30 protein-coding genes and 1 tRNA gene are annotated in these 22800 nt (G+C 33.6%); all 31 read left to right on the top strand.

The window, feature by feature from the left end; all coding sequences use genetic code 11:
* Positions 1 to 269 precede the first annotated feature (269 nt).
* The 31 genes from BK011_07270 (at position 270) to BK011_07120 (ending at position 22630) form a co-directional block, all read left to right on the top strand.
* Positions 270 to 1925: a hypothetical protein gene (locus tag BK011_07270; protein AUD65502.1), complete on the top strand. Its 1656-nt coding sequence runs from the start codon at positions 270 to 272 to the stop codon at positions 1923 to 1925.
* 39 nt (positions 1926 to 1964) lie between these two features.
* Positions 1965 to 2054: transfer RNA gene (locus tag BK011_07265), tRNA-Leu, on the top strand.
* Positions 2055 to 2421: 367 nt separating this feature from the next.
* Positions 2422 to 2742 (top strand): hypothetical protein, encoded by a 321-nt coding sequence (locus BK011_07260; protein ID AUD65501.1) that lies wholly within the window; start codon positions 2422 to 2424, stop codon positions 2740 to 2742.
* A gap of 65 nt (positions 2743 to 2807) precedes the next feature.
* On the top strand, positions 2808 to 3626 hold the full coding sequence (locus tag BK011_07255) for a hypothetical protein (protein AUD65500.1): 819 nt from the start codon (positions 2808 to 2810) through the stop codon (positions 3624 to 3626).
* Positions 3627 to 3823: 197 nt separating this feature from the next.
* Positions 3824 to 4789: a hypothetical protein gene (locus tag BK011_07250; protein AUD65499.1), complete on the top strand. Its 966-nt coding sequence runs from the start codon at positions 3824 to 3826 to the stop codon at positions 4787 to 4789.
* On the top strand, positions 4773 to 4991 hold the full coding sequence (locus BK011_07245; protein AUD65498.1) for a hypothetical protein: 219 nt from the start codon (positions 4773 to 4775) through the stop codon (positions 4989 to 4991). Before BK011_07250 ends, BK011_07245 begins: the two co-directional genes overlap by 17 nt.
* On the top strand, positions 4975 to 5565 hold the full coding sequence (locus BK011_07240; protein ID AUD65497.1) for a hypothetical protein: 591 nt from the start codon (positions 4975 to 4977) through the stop codon (positions 5563 to 5565). Before BK011_07245 ends, BK011_07240 begins: the two co-directional genes overlap by 17 nt.
* A gap of 15 nt (positions 5566 to 5580) precedes the next feature.
* Complete coding sequence (locus BK011_07235; protein ID AUD65496.1) at positions 5581 to 6720, top strand: hypothetical protein; 1140 nt, start codon at positions 5581 to 5583, stop codon at positions 6718 to 6720.
* Between the two features lie 25 nt (positions 6721 to 6745).
* A complete protein-coding gene (locus BK011_07230) occupies positions 6746 to 7027 on the top strand; it encodes a hypothetical protein (GenBank protein AUD65495.1) in 282 nt (93 codons plus the stop codon).
* A gap of 68 nt (positions 7028 to 7095) precedes the next feature.
* Complete coding sequence (locus BK011_07225; GenBank protein AUD65494.1) at positions 7096 to 7371, top strand: hypothetical protein; 276 nt, start codon at positions 7096 to 7098, stop codon at positions 7369 to 7371.
* Positions 7355 to 7735, top strand: coding sequence for a hypothetical protein (locus BK011_07220; protein ID AUD65493.1), 381 nt, complete (start codon positions 7355 to 7357; stop codon positions 7733 to 7735). The genes BK011_07225 and BK011_07220 overlap by 17 nt, the downstream gene beginning before the upstream one ends.
* A gap of 1 nt (position 7736) precedes the next feature.
* Positions 7737 to 8072, top strand: a complete 336-nt coding sequence (locus BK011_07215; GenBank protein AUD65492.1) for a hypothetical protein — start codon at positions 7737 to 7739, stop codon at positions 8070 to 8072.
* A gap of 2 nt (positions 8073 to 8074) precedes the next feature.
* Entirely contained in the window at positions 8075 to 8641 is a 567-nt protein-coding gene (locus BK011_07210) for a hypothetical protein (protein ID AUD65491.1), read from the top strand.
* A 10-nt stretch (positions 8642 to 8651) separates the two neighbouring features.
* On the top strand, positions 8652 to 8999 hold the full coding sequence (locus BK011_07205) for a hypothetical protein (GenBank protein ID AUD65490.1): 348 nt from the start codon (positions 8652 to 8654) through the stop codon (positions 8997 to 8999).
* 221 nt (positions 9000 to 9220) lie between these two features.
* Positions 9221 to 9859 (top strand): ABC transporter ATP-binding protein, encoded by a 639-nt coding sequence (locus tag BK011_07200; protein ID AUD65489.1) that lies wholly within the window; start codon positions 9221 to 9223, stop codon positions 9857 to 9859.
* The gene (locus BK011_07195) at positions 9852 to 10640 is read left to right on the top strand and encodes an iron export ABC transporter permease subunit FetB (GenBank protein ID AUD65488.1); all 789 of its coding nucleotides are present in this window, start codon (positions 9852 to 9854) and stop codon (positions 10638 to 10640) included. The genes BK011_07200 and BK011_07195 overlap by 8 nt, the downstream gene beginning before the upstream one ends.
* A gap of 12 nt (positions 10641 to 10652) precedes the next feature.
* Entirely contained in the window at positions 10653 to 11069 is a 417-nt protein-coding gene (locus BK011_07190) for a hypothetical protein (protein ID AUD65487.1), read from the top strand.
* 331 nt (positions 11070 to 11400) lie between these two features.
* Complete coding sequence (locus BK011_07185; protein ID AUD65486.1) at positions 11401 to 13140, top strand: hypothetical protein; 1740 nt, start codon at positions 11401 to 11403, stop codon at positions 13138 to 13140.
* Positions 13137 to 13967, top strand: coding sequence for a hypothetical protein (locus BK011_07180; protein AUD65485.1), 831 nt, complete (start codon positions 13137 to 13139; stop codon positions 13965 to 13967). The genes BK011_07185 and BK011_07180 overlap by 4 nt, the downstream gene beginning before the upstream one ends.
* A 1-nt stretch (position 13968) precedes the next feature.
* Positions 13969 to 15087, top strand: coding sequence for a hypothetical protein (locus BK011_07175; GenBank protein AUD65484.1), 1119 nt, complete (start codon positions 13969 to 13971; stop codon positions 15085 to 15087).
* On the top strand, positions 15087 to 15860 hold the full coding sequence (locus tag BK011_07170; protein AUD65483.1) for a hypothetical protein: 774 nt from the start codon (positions 15087 to 15089) through the stop codon (positions 15858 to 15860). The genes BK011_07175 and BK011_07170 overlap by 1 nt, the downstream gene beginning before the upstream one ends.
* A gap of 11 nt (positions 15861 to 15871) precedes the next feature.
* Positions 15872 to 16723, top strand: a complete 852-nt coding sequence (locus BK011_07165; GenBank protein ID AUD65482.1) for a hypothetical protein — start codon at positions 15872 to 15874, stop codon at positions 16721 to 16723.
* The gene (locus BK011_07160) at positions 16723 to 17403 is read left to right on the top strand and encodes a hypothetical protein (GenBank protein ID AUD65481.1); all 681 of its coding nucleotides are present in this window, start codon (positions 16723 to 16725) and stop codon (positions 17401 to 17403) included. Before BK011_07165 ends, BK011_07160 begins: the two co-directional genes overlap by 1 nt.
* A 7-nt stretch (positions 17404 to 17410) precedes the next feature.
* Positions 17411 to 17743 (top strand): hypothetical protein, encoded by a 333-nt coding sequence (locus BK011_07155; protein AUD65480.1) that lies wholly within the window; start codon positions 17411 to 17413, stop codon positions 17741 to 17743.
* Entirely contained in the window at positions 17736 to 18374 is a 639-nt protein-coding gene (locus BK011_07150; GenBank protein AUD65479.1) for a hypothetical protein, read from the top strand. The genes BK011_07155 and BK011_07150 overlap by 8 nt, the downstream gene beginning before the upstream one ends.
* Positions 18361 to 18687: a hypothetical protein gene (locus BK011_07145; GenBank protein AUD65478.1), complete on the top strand. Its 327-nt coding sequence runs from the start codon at positions 18361 to 18363 to the stop codon at positions 18685 to 18687. Before BK011_07150 ends, BK011_07145 begins: the two co-directional genes overlap by 14 nt.
* The gene (locus tag BK011_07140; GenBank protein AUD65477.1) at positions 18674 to 19159 is read left to right on the top strand and encodes a hypothetical protein; all 486 of its coding nucleotides are present in this window, start codon (positions 18674 to 18676) and stop codon (positions 19157 to 19159) included. Before BK011_07145 ends, BK011_07140 begins: the two co-directional genes overlap by 14 nt.
* A 108-nt stretch (positions 19160 to 19267) precedes the next feature.
* Positions 19268 to 19543: a hypothetical protein gene (locus tag BK011_07135; GenBank protein AUD65476.1), complete on the top strand. Its 276-nt coding sequence runs from the start codon at positions 19268 to 19270 to the stop codon at positions 19541 to 19543.
* Positions 19530 to 19796 carry a hypothetical protein gene (locus BK011_07130; protein ID AUD65475.1) on the top strand — a complete coding sequence of 89 codons (267 nt, stop codon included), beginning with the start codon at positions 19530 to 19532 and terminating at the stop codon, positions 19794 to 19796. The genes BK011_07135 and BK011_07130 overlap by 14 nt, the downstream gene beginning before the upstream one ends.
* On the top strand, positions 19744 to 21057 hold the full coding sequence (locus BK011_07125; protein ID AUD65474.1) for a hypothetical protein: 1314 nt from the start codon (positions 19744 to 19746) through the stop codon (positions 21055 to 21057). The genes BK011_07130 and BK011_07125 overlap by 53 nt, the downstream gene beginning before the upstream one ends.
* The gene (locus BK011_07120) at positions 21050 to 22630 is read left to right on the top strand and encodes a hypothetical protein (protein ID AUD65473.1); all 1581 of its coding nucleotides are present in this window, start codon (positions 21050 to 21052) and stop codon (positions 22628 to 22630) included. Before BK011_07125 ends, BK011_07120 begins: the two co-directional genes overlap by 8 nt.
* Positions 22631 to 22800: the final 170 nt, after the last annotated feature.

Raw genomic sequence — 22800 nt, 5'->3', positions numbered from 1 at the left:
CTCCTAACTGCACAATTCAATTTAACATAATTTACCAAAAATTGCAATATATAAAGATATAAAAATGTGATTTTATCGTAAAACGTTGATTTACAGCCAAATATGATATAATGTAAATGAATTAATATGTATATAAAAGTTATTGCATTTTAATTTATTAAATGCTATACTGTTAAAGTGTTAATTTGAATTACGAAATAATTTTGAAAAACAATGACCTTAAAAGGAATTATATATGAACATTTTTTACAAATATGAGGAGGATCAAAATGGCAAATAAATCAGTCAGTGGATCTCTATTTAAGAAAATGGTAACAAACGGAGCTATAAATTTAAAAAACAATCACAAAGAAATTGATCATTTAAATGTCTTTCCTGTACCAGATGGTGATACTGGAACAAACATGCAAATGACAATGATGGCCGGTATTAAAGAAGTAAACAATTTAGAAAGTCAATCGATTATAGATATTTCAAAAATTTTATCACGTGGACTACTCATGGGAGCAAGAGGAAACTCAGGTGTTATTCTTTCCCAATTTTTCCGCGGCGTTTATTCAGAAATCGCTAAAATTGATAATGGATCAGCTACAGTACAAGAATTTATTCAAGCACTTGTAGGTGGTTACCAAATGGCTTACCGTGCCGTAATGGATCCAGTTGAAGGAACAATTTTAACAGTTGTTCGTGAATCAGCTGAAAAAGTACTCCGTGAACAACCTAATTTAAATAGTGTAGAAGAAGTATTAAACATGTATTTAGACCAAGCTAAAGAAACATTAATCAAAACACCAGAATTATTACCAGTGTTAAAAGAAGCAGGTGTTGTTGATAGTGGTGGTGCTGGTTTCATTAAAATTATAGAAGGTTGGATGATGGCGCTTAACGGACAAATGTTAAGTGAAGCAGAAGCTCAACCTGTTCAACAAAACGTAGAACATTATCATGGTGCTGAAAATCTTGGTAGTGTAGATATTAAATTTGGATATTGTACAGAGTTTATCGTTAAGTTACATAATCCAGAAAAATTCACAGAAGATTTCATGAAAAATCCATTAACACAAATGGGTGATTCATTAGTTGTTGTAACTGATGATGATTTACTAAAAGTTCATGTACATACCAATCAACCAGGTGTTGCATTAACACTTGCACAAAAATATGGTGATTTACAAACCATTAAGATTGAAAACATGAGATTACAACACTCAAACATTATGGGTACTGAAAATCATAAAGCTGTTGCTAAAACAGAAAAACCTAAAGCTAAGTATGGCATTATTGCTGTTGCTTCAGGTGAAGGTATTCATGAAGCATTCAAAGAATTAGGTGTTGATATGATTATTGATGGTGGTCAAACGATGAACCCATCAACTGAAGCATTTGTTAAAGCAGTTGAAGAAATGAATGCTGAAAATATCATCATCTTACCAAATAATAAAAATATTATCTTATCAGCAGAACAAACTTTAGATTTATGTCCTGATCGTTCTATTAGAGTTTTAAAGACAAAGAGTATAGCTCAAGGATATTCATCTATGATGGCTTTTGATCCAACTCAAGAGTTAGATCAAAATATCGAAGATATGACTGATATCGTATCAAATATGAGATCAGCTGAGATTACTTATGCTGTAAGAGATACTGAAATTAATGGTGTTAAGATCAAAAATGGTGATTTCATTGGAATCACTAAAGGTGAAATCTTAGTATCAACACCAACAAGAATTGAGACTGCACATAAACTACTTGATGACATGATTGATGAAGATAGAGAAATTATTACGATTTTCCATGGTGTAGACGCAACTGAAGAAGAAATTTTAGCTGTTGTTGAATATGCGAAGAAATTAAATCCTGATATTGAAGTAGATTTAATTAATGGTAAGCAAGAAATTTATTCGTTTATCATTGCGGTAGAATAAAAAATTACATATAAAAAAGGCCATGTGCCTTTTTTTAAAGCGGATGTGGTGGAATGGTAGACACGCAAGTTTGAGGGGCTTGTGGGCAAGTAATCGCCCGTGTGAGTTCAAGTCTCATCGTCCGCACCATATAAGAAGCATAGGTTTGATACAATAAGTATCAGGCCTTTTTTTGCTTTAGTAAGGGCTTTTTCTTGATTTGAAGAGTTGATTTAGATATGAGAAATAGCCAAAAATATGATTAAAAATAACTGACCAATAATTTGCTTACACGATTTGAATGATTTTTACACGATTACAAGTCATTTTACACGATTTGAATGATTTTTACACGATTACATTTTTTAAAATTGATAAAGTTATTGTAAATTCACTTTTATATTTAGATTCACTTATCTTTTTCTATCAAAAGTGTGCACTGCCACGAAAAAGTGGGACACATTCCCCCTCCCTTTCTAAGAATAATGTAGTATAATAACACGAAGGAGTTGATAATGTGGTAAATCAGTACAGTTTAGACTTTAAACTTAAAATAGTAAAGATGATATTGAATGAAAATATATCGAAACATCAAATAGAACGAACATATAGTGTAGCTAGGAAAACACAAAGAGAGTGGGTACGTAAGTATCAAGCAGAAGGTATTAGTGGACTAGTAAGTAAACGTAAAATAAAAGATCAAATACCATCCAATCAAGAACCCGAATCAGTAGAATCACTAAAGCATGAAATCTTAATGCTTAAAGTTGAAATTGAAAGACTAAAAAGAGGGTATTCAAGTGAAGAAGCAAAATATGTAAAAAAAAACAGATCTTGAATTATGAGTATACTTTAGTTCATAAATTTAGAATCAAGTATTACATAAAAGATCTATGTGAATACATGGGAATCACAAGAAGCGGATATTATAGATGGCTAAGAAGAAAAGAGAATAAAACAGAGCGACAAGAAACAAAGGAAACACTAAAAATGTTAGTTAAGAATTATCATTCAATCCATCCAGAATGCGGATATAGAGCAATTAGGAAAATGATACTTAATGAAACTGGATGGATTGTATCATTCTATTCAGCATATCAAGCATTTAGAGAAATGGGAATTTACTCTAGAGCGCGTAGAAAAGCATTTAGAAGACCAAAAGGAGTATCGGATAAGTTTCCTAATATAATCAATGGTGATTGGAGTACTACAAGACCATTTGAGAAAGTGTGTAGTGACACAACAATGCTTAAACATGATGGAAAGAAATACGATTTAAACTTGCATATTGATGTATTCAACAATGAGATAGTTGGATATGATTTAGCAAACTATCATCACGGAAATGGCGTGATGAATCACTTAAGAAGTTTGTATAAATTCTTGCGTATCAAAGAGGAACGAGGATACGGTGAAGAACATACTATCTTACATAGTGATCAAGGAAGAGTTTATTCTTCAGTTAAGTTCGAAAAAGCACATAAAGACTATCCGATTACTCGTTCTATGTCACGTGCAGGAACACCTACAGATAATCCAGTAATTGAATCACTAATAGGTTGGATTAAAGGGGACTTAAAACAATACATGAAACTTCATGATTTCTCAGATATACATACAGCTATAGAATTATATGTTCATTACTTTAATAATCATCGATTAGCATATCGTCTTGATTACATAACACCAGTTGAATATAGAATGATTAATGGATTTACTTAAACACTAAATAATGATAAAATAATAGCAACAAAGGAAAGTTGCATGTCGCTATTTTTATATCTAGGTAGGTACCTATGTGTCCTAGAAAATCATAGCAGTGCATAAAACCAAGATATATTAAAATAGAAAACGATAAGACAGTATCCGAGAAAAGCGGAAGGCTGTCTTTTCTTTTGAAGCATAAACCCAACGATATCATGACGCCATATGATTTCATCTATAAGGTTATTACGACATTACTACTTAATGATAATACATTCATTTATCCTAGGTTTGATAAATATACAGGACACCTTATAGGTCTTTATCCTCTTAAACCCATTACGGTGGAAATAGTAATAGATCAGAGTGATCAATACTTTATAAAATTCTTATTTGAAAATGGTGACACCTATACATTACCGTATGAGAATATCATTCATTTAAGAAAACACTACGGACAAAATGATATCTTTGGTGGAAATGGATCAAGTGGTGATCATGAAGCAATCCTAAAAACCATCTCAATTAATGATAGTTTATTACAAGGGATTGATAATGCGATTAAGTCATCCATGCAGATTAAAGGTATTGTTAAGATGAACGGTATGTTATCAGAAACCGATAAGAAAAAACAAAGAGAACTATTTGATAGTGCACTTTCTGATTCAGTCAACACAAAAGGAAGTTCTATCATTCCGATTGATTTAAAGAGTGAATACATCCCCTTAGATGTAGATCCTAAATTGATTGATAAAGATACTCTAGAATTCTTGCAATCAAAAATACTCGATTACTTTGGTGTATCAGTACCAATCTTTACAAGTAAATATACAGAAGAAGAATTCAATTCATTTTATGAGTCAACGATCGAGCCTTTAGCTATTCAACTTAGCGAGGCTTTTTCTATAGGCTTACTTACCAACAATCAATTGGAACGTGGTGAAGAAATTATCTTTTATAGTGAAAGATTGCAGTACGCTTCATGGAACACCAAAGTTACAGCCATTGAAAAATTGATGAGTCTAGGAATTATGTCACTCAATGAATCAAGAGCACTATTAGGATTAGAGCCTATCGAAGGTGGAAACAAACGACTTCAATCATTAAACTTTGTCGATGCAGATAAAGCAAATCAATATCAAGTTGGAACGGAGGAACCTAAAGATGAAAATAACAGTTAATGGAAAAATATCAAATGAAGCTTTAAAAAGTATTTTAGAAACGCAAAAAGAAAAAACTAAAACGATCACTGATTTTTGTAAGAAAGAAAAACTAGAAACATTCTCATATAAAGACTCAGAGCTTGAGTTTGACTATGAACATGAAGTAAAACCTAAACAAGCCAAAAAAGTAGAGGTAAGATCCAATGATAAAAGAAACTAGACTCGCAGAAGTCAGTCTTCATGAAGATGAAGGTAAGATGATTTTAGAAGGCTATGCATTAGTCTTTAATCAAGAAACTTTAATCGGTGATGAGACCTATGGGTTCATTGAAGAAATATCACCTACTGCTTTAGGGGAAACTAAAATGAAGGATGTTCCTATGAAATACAATCATATGGACTCCTTTTTAATTATTGCGAGAACCAAGAATAAATCACTTGAACTTACTGTTGATCATATTGGCCTCAAGGTAAGAGCTGAACTCTTAGATACAAGTCATAACCAGGATATCTATAAAATGGTTAGAAGTGGCCTATTAGATAAAATGAGTTTTGCTTTTACCGTTGATGAACAGGTATGGAACCGTGAAGGTGACATTCCCAAAAGAACCATTACAAGGATAGAAAGATTGTATGATGTGTCGGTTGTGGATACACCTGCATATGATGCAACCTCGATATATGCTCGTTCTTTAGAGTCCATGGAATTGGAACTAAAGACTATGGAGTTAGAAGAGCAAAAAGAAAAATCAGATTTAATCAAAAAACGTATCAAAATTAAATCAAAAATCTAAGGAGAGAAAAAAATCATGAATTTAGAATTAAGAAGAAAAGAAATTGAATCACGATTAAAAGAAATTAGAAGTCTAGTAGATACAGAAGCTGATCTAGAAAAACTAGAAGCACTAGACACAGAAACAACAACCCTTCAAGAAGAAAGAGCATCGATTGATAAGAAGATGGCGATTGCTTCTAAAACAGAATTTAAACCCATTCAAGTCGATAATCGTCAAATGGTCGATAAAGAAAAACTAGAAACAAGAGGACAAAGCTTAAAAGAAAGTAGAGTCATTCAAGTATCAAGTTCTGAGATCTTACTTCCTGATCACACGTCAACGAATCTTGCGCCAGTTCCATTTGCTCAAGTGTCAAGTCTAGTTGATCGTGTCAATGTGATTAATTTAAATGGCGGTGAGACTTATAAGAAATCATTTGTTAAATCAAATGGCATCGCTGGAACGACTGCAGAAGGCGGAGCTTATTCAGAGACAGAACCTGCATTTGGTTACTTAACCATTTCAAAAGTTAAAATCACTGCTTATACAGAGATTACAGAAGAGTTAGAAAAACTGCCTTCAATTCCTTACCAAGCAGAAGTCTTAAGAAACATCAATATTTCACTTAAAAAGAAAATTAGTGAACAAATCTTACGAGGTGCAGGAACAACGAATACATTTACTGGTATTTTCAGTGAAGCTGCAGTGGCACTTGCGGATAAGACAGCACTTGAAGTTGAAGCAATCACAGATTCAACCCTTGATGACATTGTCTTTGCTTATGGAGGCGATGAAGAAGTCGAAGGTGGTGCAGTTCTTATCTTGAATAAGAATGATTTACGTGCGTTTGCTGGACTAAAGACACAAGAAGGTCGTAAGGTTCACTCGATTGATTATGTCAATAAAACGATTGATGGTATTCCTTATATCATTAACTCACATTGTAAAGCAATCTCTGATAGTAACACAGTTGCTGGTGAATATGGTATCGCTTATGGTGCGCTTAAGAACTATGAAGTGCCAGTGTTCTCACCAGTAGAAATTGGTAAATCAACAGATTACAAATTTAAAGACGGTATTATCAGTTATAAAGCTTCAGTCTTTACTGGTGGTAATGTTGTTGGTTATAACGGCTTCTTACGCATTAAGAAGAAAGCTGCACCTGCAGGATAATTTTAGTTAAGAAAGGATCGATTTCATGGCAATTTTAGATATTGTAAAAAAGGCTTTACTCATCCCCCAAGTAGAGACTTATGCAGATGATGAGTTAAACACGCACATCAATAGCTGTAAACATTACTTAGAAAGTTGTGGGGTTGATCCTTCTTATATAAATGATGAATCAAATCCAATGGTTAGTACAGTCATTATTATTTATGTGAAGACATTTTATGGCTTTAAAAACGATGGAAGCGCAAAAGAACTACCCAAGTCATTTGATATGCTGGTAGGTCAACTCGCATTAACAAAAGGGAGCTAAAAAAAATGTATCCAAATTCCCCCAATATAAGAATGCACTTACTAACCTTGGAGATGGTTCCTAACACCATGGGTGTAATGAGTTATCAATTTAAGTCGAAAAAAGAAGTGATTGGTATTAATTTTTCGATTACTTCAAGAGAGTACTATGAAAGTAAACGTTCAGATATCAGAATTGATATCGCGGTTAAAGTACAAGGAATCGTCTATGATAGTTCTAAGTATGTGGATATAGGTAGTGTTATCTATAAGATAGAAAGAACCTATCAAGCAGGACAATTTATTGAACTTTATTTAAAAAGAACATCCATCAAGTTAGGTGATATCATTGATTACACTGAATGATTTAGGACAAGCGATTGAAGATGAAATAGAAAATTATGTAGAAGGCATAATCCCAAAGCTTGAAAAAAGATTAAATGATACTGCTAAAGATATATTAATTTACATGAAACGTAATGCACCAAGAAGTGGCTATAAAAATGCATTTGCGGATTCATTTGTCGCAACTTCAAATGGAAGTGGATTGAACACATCTATATCTATTTACTCTGAAGGCAAAGGTGGACTCACACATTTACTTGAGTTTGGCTATACACACCGAAGTGGAAAATATGTCGGGCCAAGACCTTTTATGAGGCCGGCTTACGATATGTTTACACCAAAGATGTTAGAAGACATCAAAGAAATCATTTCTAAAGGAAACTGATATGAAAGAAATTTTAGAATCACTTTACACGACATTAAGTTCTGTTTTACCAGGACAAGTTTCATATGGTAAAAAAGATAGTATAGATGAAAGTGATGAGTATATCATTTATCAAGAAGTATCAAATAAGGGATCGATGTATGCAGACGATAAAGTAACCATGCGAATACTAACGATTCAACTTAATCTAATAACAAAACATAAAAACCTCGAGTTAGAAGAAAAGCTCGAGGTATCTTTATATTATGGTGGTTATGAATTTCAAATGATCACTGAATATCAAAATGAAGACGGTTCAATAAACCGTGTATATGAAATCAAATTGGAGGTTTTATAACAATGAGTAATAAAGTAACTTTTGGTTTAACCAATGTGCACTATGCACTAGCAACACAAACAGAAGATGGTAGTTGGACTTTTGGTGTACCTAAACGATTAGAAGGCGCACAAGAAATTAGTACTGAGGTCATTGGTAGTAGTGCACAAGTTTATGCAGATGATAAAGTCATTAAGACACTCGTATCTAATTCAGGATCTAACGTGACATTAAAGTTCACAGAAATTGATGAAGCATTTAAAAAGGATATCTTTGGGTTCTTAGAAGATACCAATGGGAACTTAATAGAAATTGTGAATGCTGAGACAAAAACATTCGCATTAGGCTATGAAATACAAGGTGACATGAAAGCAAGACGTATATGGTATTTCTTATGTACAGCATCGCCTTCAGGAGACTCGAGTAAAACAAAATCAGATTCTATTGAAGCAAACTCAATTGAACTTAATATTACAGCAAGACCAATTGAAGCAGGAAACAATCTGATCTTAAGGGCAATCGCAGGCGCACAAGATACAAACTACGCAACATTTCTAACCACTGCACCGACATTGCCAACATTTTTATAAGGAGTAGCACATGGAAAAAACACTTAATCTAGGTGATAAAGACTATCGCCTGCATTCATCACTATTTACAATTATTGATTACCGTAATGTATTTTCAACTGAACTATTTAGTGATATTAAAAAGCTAGAAAAGACGGGTAAAAAAGAAGAAGATTTATCGACAGTGATTGATACGATCTTTAGAATCATCTATGTGCTTCATCGACCTTTTAGCAAGCAATCATATAATGACTTTTTAATGTCACTTGATTTTGGTTTATTAAGTAACCAGGATGAGTTACAAAATCTAACGAATACGATAGGTGAAATGCTCGGGACATTTCAGAAAAGCACACCCCAACCCAGCAAATCAAAGTAGTGCAGAAGAAAAAGATATTACCGCTAACATCATCTTCAATCTTGCGCACTTAGGATTATCGATTGAAGATACCAAGTCATTTGATCTAGAAACATACTTTTCAATCGTAGAACTAGAGAAAAATGTGATTAGTGGACCTAAATCCAGTAAAAGAGCAAGACAACATGATATCGATAACTTTCTCATATAGTATGTTATAATAGCAGTAAGAGGTGACTATTATGTTTAGACTAAAAGAGGTAAAATATAAAGACATTTTAAACATCGATGATTTAACCATTAAACAAGGGAAAATCACATGTATTGTTGGGGAGAGTGGCGCGGGTAAGTCTACCCTTTTAAAACTGCTAAATAAAATGATTTCACCTGATGAAGGTGAGATTGTGTATAAAGATAAAAAGTTAAAAGATTATGATGCGGTTGCATTAAGAAAAAGCGTTATTTACTTATCACAAAAACCTTATATCTATAAAAAAACAATTAAGGATAATTTAATGAAAGCAGCTTCTTTTCATCGCTTGAATGTTACTGATGAAACGATGGAAAAGATGCTTAAACAAGTGAAATTAACCCAATCTTTAGGCCATGATGCAAGCAAACTATCAGGTGGAGAAGCGCAACGTCTTGCGCTTGCAAGAGTGATGTTGCTTAAAGGTGAGGTTTATATAATGGATGAACCATCAAGTGCATTAGATGATGAAACTGAAGATTTAGTGATTTCAATGGTTGTTGATTTTGTTAAAAAAAACCAGTTGAGTTTGGTGATGATTACACACTCTAAAGCGGTTGCTAAAAAATATGGTGATATTTTGATTGAAATTGCCAAGGGTGAAGTGAAAGGGGTTGAGTCGCTTGAATAATGATACAATCATTCAGCTTAGTGTTTGGCAAGTTTTATTTGGCTATGTCTTTGTTGTTTTTATTTTATGGATTTTAAATAGGCGTGGCATTAAAAGAGAAAAAACGTTGATACTTGCAACCCTTAGAATGACGGTGCAGCTTGTTGTAATGGGCCTTCTTTTAACAGCAATCTTTGATAACCCATCGCCCTTTGTGACATTTGGTGTTGTTTTATTAATGGTAGGGTTCAGTGTTTTAACAGTGTTTAGAAAGTTTAAGGATGATCTAACCCCATCTTTAAAAAAAGTTATTATGCTTAGTTTACCCACTGGTGGACTCATTGCGTTATTTTATTTTGTGTTTATTGTTGTACAAATTGAGCCGTATTATAACCCTCAATACCTTATTCCAATAACTGGGATGATTATTGGTAATAGCATGACAGGAATCACACTTGGTATTCATACGTTACTCAATAAATTTACGGATCAAAAAGATGAAGTGATTGAGTCGTTAGTATTAGGTGCAACACCAAAAGAAGCAAGCCATGATATCATTAATCAAGCATTCGATTCAGCTATCATGCCGACCCTTAATAATATGCTGGGGATGGGGATCATTTTCTTGCCTGGTATGATGACTGGACAGATTTTATCTGGTGTTGTACCAACGACTGCTATCATGTATCAAATTGGGGTTATGCTTGGAATCTTAGGTGGTGTATCATTAAGCACTTATATATTTTTAATTTTTGGATATAAAACATTTTTTAATCAGGATTCACAATTAATTGATGGATAATAGGTGACTATTATGCAAAAAACAAAACCATGTCCAAAATGTAATGTGAATGGCGAACTGGTAAGTAATGTTACAGTTAAAAGCTTAACTAGCATAGAATCCATTGAGGTTAATCAAGATTATTATTTATGCTTAAACCCAACATGTGATGTTGCTTATTTTTCTGGTGAAGAAAATATGATAATGCAAACTGATGTTAAAGTTCCGATTTGGTACAAGGAAGATGCTGATCCAAAATATATTTGCTATTGTAGTAAAGTAGAAAAAGCTGAAATTGTTGATGCGATAGTGAATAAAGAGTGTGATACAGTAGGAAAGGTTGTAAAAAATACAAACGCGATGAAAAACAGTGATTGTGTTCACAAAAGTCCTACTGGTAAATGTTGTAGTAGACAAATAAACGATTTAATAAATGATTATAATAATTAAAATGTTCTTTATAATAACACGTCAAATCTGATGTGTTTTTTTATGCATTGGAGGTGGAAACATCGCAGAAACAGTAAAAGGACTCAATATCAAACTTAGCCTTGATGGTAGAGATTTAGAAAATGAGCTTAAAGATATTAAAAAGGATCTTAAAGAACAAAATAAAGATTTAAAAGCTATTAATGCTAATCTAAGATATGATAGTTCTAATCTTGATTTATGGAAATCAAAACAAGATAAATTAAATAGTATTTTACAAACAACAAAGAAAAGATTAGATACACAAAATCTAGAACTTGAAAAAGCCAAAAAAGCAGTTCAGATTGGTGACATGAGTCAAGATGAGTTTAATAAGCTCAAACGTAATGTCCAATATACAGAAGCTGAACTCGGAAAACTGAATGGCCAACTAAGTAATACAAACAATAAAATTAAAGAATTAAGTAACGCCAAGTTTGATAAGATTGGAAAACTTGGTTCTACACTGACAAAATCTGTAACAGTTCCTATCTTAGGAGCCGTTTCTGCATTAACAGCGTTTTCGATTAAGACTGCTTATACTGCAGATGAGATTGGTGATACTGCAGAGAAGATTGGTTTATCAGCTGAAGCATTTCAAGAGTGGAATCATACCGCAACTATATTAGGGGTTTCCACAGAAAGAATGGAACGAGCGTTTGTTAAGGTTAATGGTATCTTAGGTGATATTGCGACTGGCAATGGTGATAAGTTTGCGGATAGTCTAGGCTTAATTGGACTAACTGTTGATGATTTAAAAGGTAAAAATGCGGATGAAGCATTCTTACTGATTAGAGATGCTTTAAGTAAAGTGGAAGATGAAGCAGTAAGACTAGGTGTGGCCAATGATTTATTAAGTGAAAGAGTCGCAGCTGATATTATTCCGGTTTTATCTAAAGAAGCAGAAGTTATAAATGACTTAAGACAAGAAGCAAGAGAACTTGGTATTGTGACAAATGAACAAGCTGCACAAGCTGGTGAGTTTACAGATGCCCTAGATAGAACCAAACAAGCCTTATCTAGTCTTGCAGTTGATATTGCTAGTACACTTATGCCTGTGATTCAAAACTTAATCATCAAAGTCAGAGATGAAATGATACCTGTCGTTAAAGACTGGATTGCAAAATGGAATAGTCTAGATTCAGATACAAAGAAAATGATCGCAACCCTTATAGGATTAGTTGCGGCTATTGGTCCAGTACTCGGGGTTGTTGGTAAGGTTGGACCACTCTTAAATATTGTGGCTATGACGCTTAAAGGTGTGGGTGCTGCTGGGCTTTTTGCAGGTGCAGGTATAAACTTTGCCACCCTTGGTATAGGCGCGCTCATCGCCATTTTAGCCCTTGCTTTATTTCAAAGTGAAGAGTTTAGAGCACTTCTTGATAGACTCATGGAAACATTTATGTTGTTGCTACCTCCGATCATGATGATCGTTGATGCACTCCTTACTGCACTAGAGCCTATTCTTGATGTGATTATTGATTTAGTTGTGATGCTTGTTGATTTATTAGTACCTATCTTAGATGTTTTACTCATGCCACTGATTATGCAAGTGACAATGTTTGCTGAGATATTAGAAGCACTGGCACCTTTGATTACTACTTTAGGTCAAGTCTTACAAGCCATATTAGTTCCAGCAATCAAAGTTTTAAAGACAGTTCTAGATCCAATTTTAAAAGTTGTGCAAAAGATCATCGAATTTATTCAGAAAATATTTGAATGGATTGGAGATTTGCCATCAAAAATAGGAGACTTTGGTGGAAAGATAAAGAATGTATTCGGAAGTGTAACCGATGGTATCAGCAACATTGCCTCTAAAGTTACGAATGGCGTTAGTGATTTTGCAGGAAAAGCTGCAGATAAAGTTGGTGGATTTTTCGGTAAGATTGGTGGATTTTTTAGTGACACATTTAATCTAAAAGGATCAAGCACAGTCAACAACTCCAGTTCGAATTCGTCAACAAGCAACACAAACAATATCACAATCAATACGACATCTTCGACATTCGATATAGACTCCATCAATAGAGCTTTAGGAGGTAATGTGATTTGATTAGGCAATTTTATATAGAAAACAAATATGGTGACACTTACTACTTTAACTATAAAAATCAAACACACATCTCTCAAGTAAGTGGATTAGGGTTTGCTCTCGATTCCAAGTATTTAGAATATCATAACCTTTTTTCAAGGTCAGAATATAAGATTCCACTTTCAGAAATAACGACAACACTTGTATTCTTAAAAGGTTATATAGGATATAAAGCCTTTGTTGATTTCATTAGTAAAAGTGGTGACGACCTAAAGTTATATTATCAAACAGATGCATTTAAGGCATATTGTTTTGTTGATGTAGCAAGCCTAACGAAAGCAGAACTCATTTCGGGCACATTACAAAGTACTATTGTTTTCAAAAAGTTATCACTATGGCTAAGAGAAAAGACTTATGAAATCATAGCAAATGGAACTGCAACCGGCAAAGTATATCCTTATATTTATCCATATCACTATTCAAGTTCATATGAGGGAAAAACATTTATCATTAATGATGGATTGGATGATGCACCTGTCGTCATAGAAATGCTTGGAGATGTAATTGATCCTGAAGTTATAGTCAAGAAGAGCGGAGAGATTGTGGCAACTCTAAGGTTATACATAACTGCTGATAATGCTTCTATTGTAGTAAACGCTATTCCAAGTAAACAGTTAATGACAAAAGAAGAATCAGGTATTGTTACAGACATATATGGATTACAAGATTTTGAAACGGATAATTTTATCTTTCTGGGTCATGGTAATTACGAGTTTGAGTTTAAACCAGGCGTTGCAACTGAAACGATATGTAAAGTAACTGTGCTTGAAGGATATTTAGGGATTTAATATGAAACTATTGTTCTTAGATCGAAGTACTTTGCAGTATAAAGATAATGCATATGTCAGTAAGCAATATGAGATCATTTTAGACATGGTTTTAATTAAGCGATCAACGTTTCAAGTGAACAAGACAGAGATTAACTGTGAAATCGGGGATATTGTCATCCTGAAACATGACACATTCTCATATATAGGTATTCTTGAAAGTATTGAACGATTAGATGATTATACAACGAGTATTAAATCTCTCGATTTTAGGGAGATTTTTAATTTGGATATCATTGCACCAAGTTTTAGTGGTGATTTAGCGGATTATTTATATCAAATCATTTCGAGCTATTTCAAGAATAATTCAGACACAAGACAAAATTTGTCATATTTAAATATCAGTAAAGAAACAAGTGCATCCGGAAGTTTGAATTTTGAAACAGACAACATCATTAATATGTCAAAGATATTTGAACTCGTATCTAAGGGATATGGTATTAGTTTTAAAACAGAAGTCATCTACATTAGAGGAAGAATTACGGGTATTAAATTTAGAATTGTTGGTGTCAATCAAGGGACGACCATCAAAAGTGATTTTTCATCAATCATGCAGATAGAAACCAATGATTCAACAAGTCAACTCGTTAATAAGGTCATTTTCTATCCGAGAAGTGAAAACCAAACCTATCTAAATGTTAGAACGTTTTATCTACTAACAACTGGAGATATCACAGAAGATAGCTCGTCTGATCTAAGATATACAAGTGTGATGTCAAAGAGCTATTTTTATACAGATAACGAATACTTATCTCTTGAAACAAAAGCAAGAAGTGAAATGGTCACGTCAAAACTAGATCACAACATTACTTTTATGATTGATATGAACAATAACATTTTTGTACCGTTCAAAAACATTAATTTAGGTGATTATGTATCGTTTATTCATAAAGGTAAAACCTATGATTCAGTTATAACTGGAATTGAATTTAGAGATTCAATGAAACATGCAACGATAACGTTAGGAGAATATAGAGTGAAACTCACAGAAAAAATACAACTGCTCAGTAAAAATACTGGCAGTACTTCGACAAGTAATATCACAATTACAAATTCAAATATTGATGGAGGTGAGTTCTGATGGGACTGCAAAAAATCACCTTTGAAGGTGGCAATGTTACAGCTAAGATTGATTCAGATTTGTATCATTTTCTTTTTTCAAGCGATGTTGGCATTTTAAAAGGTTTAAAGAGCGAATGTAGTTTTACTTTAGCAAACAACACCATTACATTTAGTGATGGTTATGCATCAATATTTGGACGTTTGGTATACATCGAAAACCAAACAATGATCGGTGTTACACCAGACTCTAGTAAAAGTGGCTATGTAGTCTTGGGTGTAAACTCAGCAGATGATAGCGTAAGCTTATACTTAAAAGAGCAGGTTGGAGGGTATCCTTCATTAACAACAACCAATTTATTAACTACTGATGGTCTTTATGAGTTGGTACTATGTGCATATACAAAAACGACATCATCGGTGACTTTAACTAGTTATTCACGAAAGATGATTAGTAACGATAAAGGGCGAGTCGATACATTAGATGATGAAATATTTAACCACTACTTACCAATCAGGAAACAATTAACGCTAGTCTCAGCTGGAACTTATCGTTTCTCAGGAACTAATTCAACTGAACTAAGCCAAGCAATCTTATATGTTGTGATCAATGGATCTACAGTTGTTACGTTTCCAGGTGAGTTGCTATTCATTATCGTTGGGTCAAATACAGCAGTTTCATATCGATATGCTTCTAGTGATTACTCATTAAGTATCTCATATGAGAATGGGGTTGTGACATTAACTACAACAAACTCAACGCATAAAATCACAAGTTTATTTATGAAAAAATAGGAGGAATTTAAATGGCCACAATTCAAATTAAAAGAAGAACTACAGCAGGAACAGGTCCTCTTGTTGGGACAACAGGATCAGTAAAAGCTGGTGAACCACTAGTTGATTTTAGTGGTGAGCATCTATATATTGCAAAAGCAGATAAGGTTGCTAGTGTATCAGTTCCACTAGCAGAATCAGACTATTTAAAAATACCTGGAGTTGCTAAAGTAAACACTCAAATTGACACAAAAATTACTGCACTTGGATTAGGAACTGCAGCAACCAAAAATACTGGAACCGGAAATGGGAATGTACCTGTTCTCGATGCGAATGGCAAACTAGCAGACAGTGTTGTACCAAAGATTGCGATGACAAATACATTTGTAGTCGCAAGTCAAACTGCGATGCTTGGTTTGTCTACAGCTCAAGAAGGTGACGTTGCGGTTAGAACCGACTTAAACAAATCATTTATTCTTAAAGCATCACCTTATTCAACGCTAGCTAACTGGCAAGAGCTCTTAACACCAACAGATGCAGTCACAAGTGTTAATGGATCAACCGGAGCGGTATCAATTACCCTTGCAGGATTAGGTGGTGTAGCTGCATCAACATATAACACGCATGTCGCCAGTAATTTACATTTAACTGAAGATCAAAGAACAGTCTTAAGTAACGTTAAAAATGTATACATAAGTGATGCTGATGGAATTGCAGTTGCTGGAACAGAGGCTGATTATACCAATGGAGTAATTATCGATGGACTCATTTATACAGCGGTTGTCGACTCAAATTACACACCAACTAGAGTTTCCTATAAATTAGGTATTGATAAAACTAAGGTCCTTATGCCGACCTCAATCATAGATGGTGGGACTTATTAATGGCTATCATCAGAGTTAAAAGAGGTACTGCAAAACCAACAACTGCACAATTAAACTATTTAGGTGAACTTGCATTTGATTATAACGAGAATGCTTTATACGCTAGAACGCCTTCATCGGTTGTCAAAATTGGTGGAGAGATGGAACTTGTTTATAGTTATGAAGGCTATGCGTATACACATACTCTGAATTATTCATTTGATTCAAATTTCATCTATAAAATCCATATTGTTTCATCAACTTATGGTACATCAACAGATGTCTCAGATACTTATTTTTATTATCGAACTGCCGCATCATCAACTCTAACGGGTAGTTACTTAAATTATTATGCAAGTACAGAAAGTAGCGTCTATCAAACAAGAAGTTCAAAAAACACAACGGTTCAATATATCGAAGATAGTTATGAAACAGGACCAACTATCACAAGTGGTATATCGAAAATCATCTCTTTTGAATTATCCCCAATGTTTAGGTCATCACTCAGCGATATCGTGCAATGGGTTGCATACGGTAAAAGTGTAACAACTTTATCTGGTCAAGGTGACTCAACTATTAAGTCATGTGATTTTGTGCATACAGTAAATGGTAATCTTGGACAACTTTATATCAATACTGGATTAAATCTCGGTTCACCAGATACTTTATCAATTACGATTTACCGTGTGAAAAGAAAGTGAGGACAATATGGCAATTATTAAGGCTTTAGATACGAAGTTTGGCGTTCAAGCTTCATACCATAGAATATCAGCGTTTAGCATTAACTATAAAGATAAAAGGATCATACTTTGTGTATCAACTTATCTATCAAAAGAAGCAAGAATAAATCAAAGTGATCCTATTGAGGAGATTGACATCGAAATACCTCAATTAGATTATCCAACATTTTTGAATACAAATCCGATTGAACATGGATATCTTTGGTTAAAACAAAATGTGATTGGTTTTGATGATTCATTGGATGATTTAGAAGTGGTTGATCCAATACCTGAACACGTTGAGGAATCTCAAGATGAATGAAATATATAACATGATAAAAGAAGTGTTTCCAAACACAAAAATATTACTCATTTATTATGGGGGTTCTAAGGCTTATGGTTTAGATGATGAAAATAGCGATATTGATTTAACTGTTGTATTAGACGGTTTTAAAGGGATACTGCATTTATTTATTGGAAATTATGATCTTTTTGTTTTCTCGAAAGAAGATTTTATAAAAAGACAGCAATTTGACGATTCGATCATTGCTTACCACAGACAAGCAGCCGATAATATCATGGGCATAGATTCAAATGAATATTATCTTAGTCCTGAATTTTCTAATGAACTAAATGAACTTATTAAATCTGTTGATCGAAGTTTCATCTACCATTTTATTGATGCTGTTTTAGTCTATGCCATAAGTAAATTTGAAATCAATCCAACCTCAAAGACACATTACCATTTGTTTCGACTTAGGGGTATGCTCGATCACTATGATGAGACTGGACAGTTTAATTTAAAGGTTTCGGAACCTTGGTATAGTCTAATGCTTGAGTATAAGGCAAATTACAAAACTCATGATGCAACAAAGTATGTTGATAAAATTATAGAACAAATTGATTACTTGAGTAATTACAGAAAAGAGATGAAAAATCATGGACTGGGATAATCTATTAAGTCTATTTAGAATGGAAAACTTAATCTATTGGATCGTGACAATGGTTGTAGTGATATTAACCACGATTAAACAATTCAATAGGCAAGAAAAAAACAATAAGTCAAAGAATGATGAAATCATGGTTAACCTACAAAAAATAGAAAAGCAAAATGTGAAAATGATTAACTTGCTTGAACTTCATTCTCAAGATATAAAATCGCTTAAAAAAGATGTGAATGTGTTAGAACATCGTGTGTCAAGATTAGAAGATTCACAAGTTAATATCTATAAACATTTAGGAGGAAAAGAAAATGACAACACTTGAAATTTTATTACTAATAATTTCGCTGTTACTACTAGCTCTGTATGTGACATCAAAAATGGGTAAAAATCAATCTCTTAATGAGATAATCAAAGAGGTCAAACAAGATCTTAAAGAAACAGCTGAAAATGTATATGACTTGGTCAGCAAAGCAAAAGATGTTATCTTCGATGAAAGCATCCAAAAAACGATCAAAGAATTTATTATGATTGTAGAAGAAAAAAATCAGTTAGCTAAAACTAAAGGCGAGACATATCTTAATGGCGATGATAAAAAGTTAGCTGTTATTTCTCGTTTAAGTGAATGGGTAAGTAACATTACGGGATCTACAGAGAAAGCAGTTGAATTTGTCGAAACAAATCAATCTAAGATTGAAGCGATCATTAATGACTACGTATCATTCAGCAACAAGATGCAAGGAAAAGAAACCTTATCTGAAGCAGAAAAAATTATCAAAGAACAATTAAATAAATAATCACAGACCTCATGAACAGGAAATTATCCTCAACATGAGGTTTTTTTTATTTTTTACCGGCAAAACGGACCTTACCTCGCCATTTAACTAGTGAAGGAGGTTGATCTTATGAGTGATGATGTAAAAAATAGGATAAACGAGTTGAAAGAAAAAGGATATGGATACAAAAGAATTGCGAAAGAGTTATCCATGACTGCGAGTGCAGTAAGGTATACACTTGCAAAAATATCAGAAGAAGATTTACTTCTCGGCACATGCAAATATTGCGGAATCACCATGAAATCTGTCAAGGGAAAGAAGAAAAAAGTATTCTGTTCTGATCATTGCAGGTATCAGTTTTGGAATCAACATCGAAAAGAGAAAAAACACCATGAAACGATCTAATCTTGAAAAGTATCTTTTATCCATAACTCCCTTAAAAACAATGTTTGAAAAAGGCATCATGACAAAGCAAGATTATCAAAAAGCAGAGTCACATTTAGCAGATAAGTATTGTATCAAAAAAGGTAATCTATACCGACTTATTGACTTGACTATACCTTTAAAAAGAGTGATATATAGTGTGTCGGAAGAGGAGGTAAATCATGACAAAGAAAACAGTAACAAAAGTAAACGCGTTACCCAAGTTAGCGAGTAAGATGAGGGTTGCAGCCTACGCTAGAGTTTCAAGTGGTAAAGATGCTATGCTTCACTCGCTTTCTGCTCAAGTTAACCATTATAAGAAACTGATCCATGATAATAGTGAGTGGTCATTTGCTGGTGTATATGCAGATGAAGCGTTAACTGGTACTAAAGATTCACGATTGGAGTTTCAAAATTTACTTGAGGATAGTAGAGCGGGGAAGATAGATATGATCATCACCAAATCGATATCAAGATTTGCTCGAAACACAGTCATTTTATTAGAAACCGTTAGAGAATTGAAGTCATTAGGTATTGATGTGTTCTTTGAGGAACAGAACGTGCATACCTTGAGCGGTGAAGGTGAAATGATTCTAACGTTCCTTGCGACATTTGCTCAAGAGGAATCCAGAAGCACATCGGAGAACATGAAATGGAGAATCAAGAAAGACTTTGAGCAAGGTATTCTATGGGGCGGCAAACCATGTTTAGGATATGCACTTGAAGACAAACGTTTCATCGTAATACCAGATGAAGCTAAGATCGTACAACAGATTTATCAATTATACATTGCTGGATATGGTGCCGATACAATCGGCAAAATCCTTGATGAACGAGGTATCATTCCGAAGAATTCAGCAAAATGGAATAGATCAAGCATCATGACCATATTATCCAACTATAACTACACAGGCGATCTGATACTTCAAAAGACATTTAGAGAGAATCACTTATCTAAAAGAAAAATCATCAATTCAGGTGAGCTTGACCAGTATGCAGTTAAAAAGAATCATGAGGCGATTATTAGCAAGGATCTATTTGATAAAGTTCAAGAAATAAGAAAACAACGAGCTGAAAGAATCAAACCAAGAATAAATAAAAAACCTCAAGCTTTCAAGGGCATGATAAAGTGTGGGATTTGTGGTAAAGCATATACTCATAAAACCACACCACATAACGAAATATGGAAATGTTCACTTTCAGTAACGAAAGGAATAGAAGCTTGCCCATCTAAACAAGTACCAGACAGAGAAATTAAAAAAGCTGCTAAAACAATATTGAAAATTAGATCCTTTGATGAAGAAGTATTAAAATCAAAAGTTAAGCAGGTACTCGTGATGCCCGAAAACAAACTTATTTTTCAATTTAAAGATGAAACAAGTGTTGAACAGTCTTGGAACAAAAGCTCAAGAAGTGAAGCTTGGACGCCTGAAATGAGGGAGAAGGCAAAACAAAGAGCATTGAAACAACATCAGGGAGGTGTTCATCATGGCTAAGGTTACTGTCATTCCATCTACGATTCACCCATTAACACAAATGCCACTTAATCAAATGGCAGTTAAGAAAGTCGCAGCCTATGCAAGAGTTTCTACCAACTCAGACGAACAATATACTAGCTATGAAGCTCAAGTCACCTATTACAAGAAGTTTATAGAAGATAAGCCAGATTGGGAGTATATAAACGTTTATGCAGATGAAGGTATCTCTGGGACTAATACAAAAAGACGTGTAGGCTTTAATAAAATGATCGCAGACGCATTAAATGGAAAGATAAATCTAATCATTACTAAGTCCATATCAAGATTCGCAAGAAATACATTAGACACCATATCTTATGTTAGAAAACTAAAAGATAACGGTGTTGAGGTGTTCTTCGAAAAAGAAAATCTCTGGACGCTAGATCCCAAAAGTGAACTCATATTAACGATCATGGCATCAATCGCTCAAGAAGAATCACGTTCAATCAGTCAAAACGTGACATGGGGTAAGAGAGTCGGCTTTCAACAGGGTAAAGTTTCATTTGCTTATAAATCGTTTCTAGGCTATAAGAAAGAAGATGAAAAGATTGTGATTGATGAAGATCAAGCAGAGATTGTCAAAATGATTTATAAGATGTTTTTGGTTGAAGGAAAGACTGCAACAGGCATAGCAAACTATTTGAAATCAAAGCAAGTAAAAACCCCCACTGGTAAAACGAATTGGACCAAAAATAATGTGAATTCAATTCTTACCAATGAGAAGTATAAAGGTGATGCACTCCTTCAAAAGACTTATACTGAAAACTATCTTGATCATAAAATGGTTAAGAATAACGGACAAATTCCTCAGTACTATGTTGAAAATAGTCATCCAGCGATCATTGACAGAGATATGTGGGAACAGGTTCAAATTGAACTTAAACGAAGAGAAAGAATTGGTGCTAAATACTCATCATCTGATGTATTTGCATCAAAACTGATATGTGAGGACTGTGGAGGATTCTATGGCAAAAAGAAATGGCATTCCAATAGCAAATACTCAAGATTTGTATATCAATGCAATAATAAGTTTCATAAACATAAAGAAAAGTGTCTAACACCTAATCTTAAAGAAGAGGATATTAAACTCAAGTTCCTCAAGGCTTATAATCTCGTTATGGAAGATAAGAGAAGGATCATTCAAGACTCAGAAGAAATCATCGAATTACTGACTGATATGACAAAGATTGATGATGAAATCAGAGATTTAGATGATGAACTATTCATAACTTCAGAGTTGGTAAGCAAGCTGGTAAATGAAAACTCTAAAACAAGTGATAGCATAGAAAATTACAACAAGAAGTATGAAGAGTTATCAAATCGTTACGATAAGTTGCAAGCCAAACGAGAAGAACTTCTTAAACAAAGAAATGACAGACAAGGACAAGCACTTAAAATGCAAGCTTTTATTGCAAGCCTATCTAAATCAGAAGATGAACTTAGCGACTGGAATGAGAGAATTTGGATGCTCTTAGTAGATGGGGCAACGGTACATAGAGATTCAAGTATCACTTTTATGTTTCACAACGGAGTTGAATCAAAAATAAGATAAAAAGAGAGCTAACATAGTATCTGGAGGTTTGATTTTATTTTTATGAAAAAAATCTTATTGTGAAAACTTGTATTTTCATGTTACAAACGTTAAAAGTGTTGCAAATGTAACATGTGAATGATATAATGCTAATAGAAACTTTACTTACTACAGTAGAGTTTCTGAAGATA

It is taken from the genome of Tenericutes bacterium MZ-XQ, from assembly GCA_002838205.1.
Classification (GTDB): domain Bacteria; phylum Bacillota_I; class Bacilli_A; order Acholeplasmatales; family Acholeplasmataceae; genus Mariniplasma.
Note: the sequence above shows the minus strand (reverse complement) of the source record. Positions and strands in the feature narration are given on the sequence as shown.

Coding starts and splice junctions, on each gene's coding strand:
- BK011_07200 (AUD65489.1), top strand. CDS start 9,221: ATGTTTAGACTAAAAGAGGTAAAATATAAAGACATTTTAAACATCGAT.
- BK011_07270 (AUD65502.1), top strand. CDS start 270: ATGGCAAATAAATCAGTCAGTGGATCTCTATTTAAGAAAATGGTAACA.
- BK011_07135 (AUD65476.1), top strand. CDS start 19,268: ATGAGTGATGATGTAAAAAATAGGATAAACGAGTTGAAAGAAAAAGGA.
- BK011_07190 (AUD65487.1), top strand. CDS start 10,653: ATGCAAAAAACAAAACCATGTCCAAAATGTAATGTGAATGGCGAACTG.
- BK011_07215 (AUD65492.1), top strand. CDS start 7,737: ATGAAAGAAATTTTAGAATCACTTTACACGACATTAAGTTCTGTTTTA.
- BK011_07170 (AUD65483.1), top strand. CDS start 15,087: ATGGGACTGCAAAAAATCACCTTTGAAGGTGGCAATGTTACAGCTAAG.
- BK011_07185 (AUD65486.1), top strand. CDS start 11,401: ATGAGTCAAGATGAGTTTAATAAGCTCAAACGTAATGTCCAATATACA.
- BK011_07255 (AUD65500.1), top strand. CDS start 2,808: ATGGGAATCACAAGAAGCGGATATTATAGATGGCTAAGAAGAAAAGAG.
- BK011_07245 (AUD65498.1), top strand. CDS start 4,773: ATGAAAATAACAGTTAATGGAAAAATATCAAATGAAGCTTTAAAAAGT.
- BK011_07225 (AUD65494.1), top strand. CDS start 7,096: ATGGGTGTAATGAGTTATCAATTTAAGTCGAAAAAAGAAGTGATTGGT.
- BK011_07165 (AUD65482.1), top strand. CDS start 15,872: ATGGCCACAATTCAAATTAAAAGAAGAACTACAGCAGGAACAGGTCCT.
- BK011_07240 (AUD65497.1), top strand. CDS start 4,975: ATGATAAAAGAAACTAGACTCGCAGAAGTCAGTCTTCATGAAGATGAA.
- BK011_07210 (AUD65491.1), top strand. CDS start 8,075: ATGAGTAATAAAGTAACTTTTGGTTTAACCAATGTGCACTATGCACTA.
- BK011_07230 (AUD65495.1), top strand. CDS start 6,746: ATGGCAATTTTAGATATTGTAAAAAAGGCTTTACTCATCCCCCAAGTA.
- BK011_07125 (AUD65474.1), top strand. CDS start 19,744: ATGACAAAGAAAACAGTAACAAAAGTAAACGCGTTACCCAAGTTAGCG.
- BK011_07130 (AUD65475.1), top strand. CDS start 19,530: ATGAAACGATCTAATCTTGAAAAGTATCTTTTATCCATAACTCCCTTA.
- BK011_07155 (AUD65480.1), top strand. CDS start 17,411: ATGGCAATTATTAAGGCTTTAGATACGAAGTTTGGCGTTCAAGCTTCA.
- BK011_07250 (AUD65499.1), top strand. CDS start 3,824: ATGACGCCATATGATTTCATCTATAAGGTTATTACGACATTACTACTT.
- BK011_07140 (AUD65477.1), top strand. CDS start 18,674: ATGACAACACTTGAAATTTTATTACTAATAATTTCGCTGTTACTACTA.
- BK011_07205 (AUD65490.1), top strand. CDS start 8,652: ATGGAAAAAACACTTAATCTAGGTGATAAAGACTATCGCCTGCATTCA.
- BK011_07235 (AUD65496.1), top strand. CDS start 5,581: ATGAATTTAGAATTAAGAAGAAAAGAAATTGAATCACGATTAAAAGAA.
- BK011_07160 (AUD65481.1), top strand. CDS start 16,723: ATGGCTATCATCAGAGTTAAAAGAGGTACTGCAAAACCAACAACTGCA.
- BK011_07145 (AUD65478.1), top strand. CDS start 18,361: ATGGACTGGGATAATCTATTAAGTCTATTTAGAATGGAAAACTTAATC.
- BK011_07175 (AUD65484.1), top strand. CDS start 13,969: ATGAAACTATTGTTCTTAGATCGAAGTACTTTGCAGTATAAAGATAAT.
- BK011_07150 (AUD65479.1), top strand. CDS start 17,736: ATGAATGAAATATATAACATGATAAAAGAAGTGTTTCCAAACACAAAA.
- BK011_07120 (AUD65473.1), top strand. CDS start 21,050: ATGGCTAAGGTTACTGTCATTCCATCTACGATTCACCCATTAACACAA.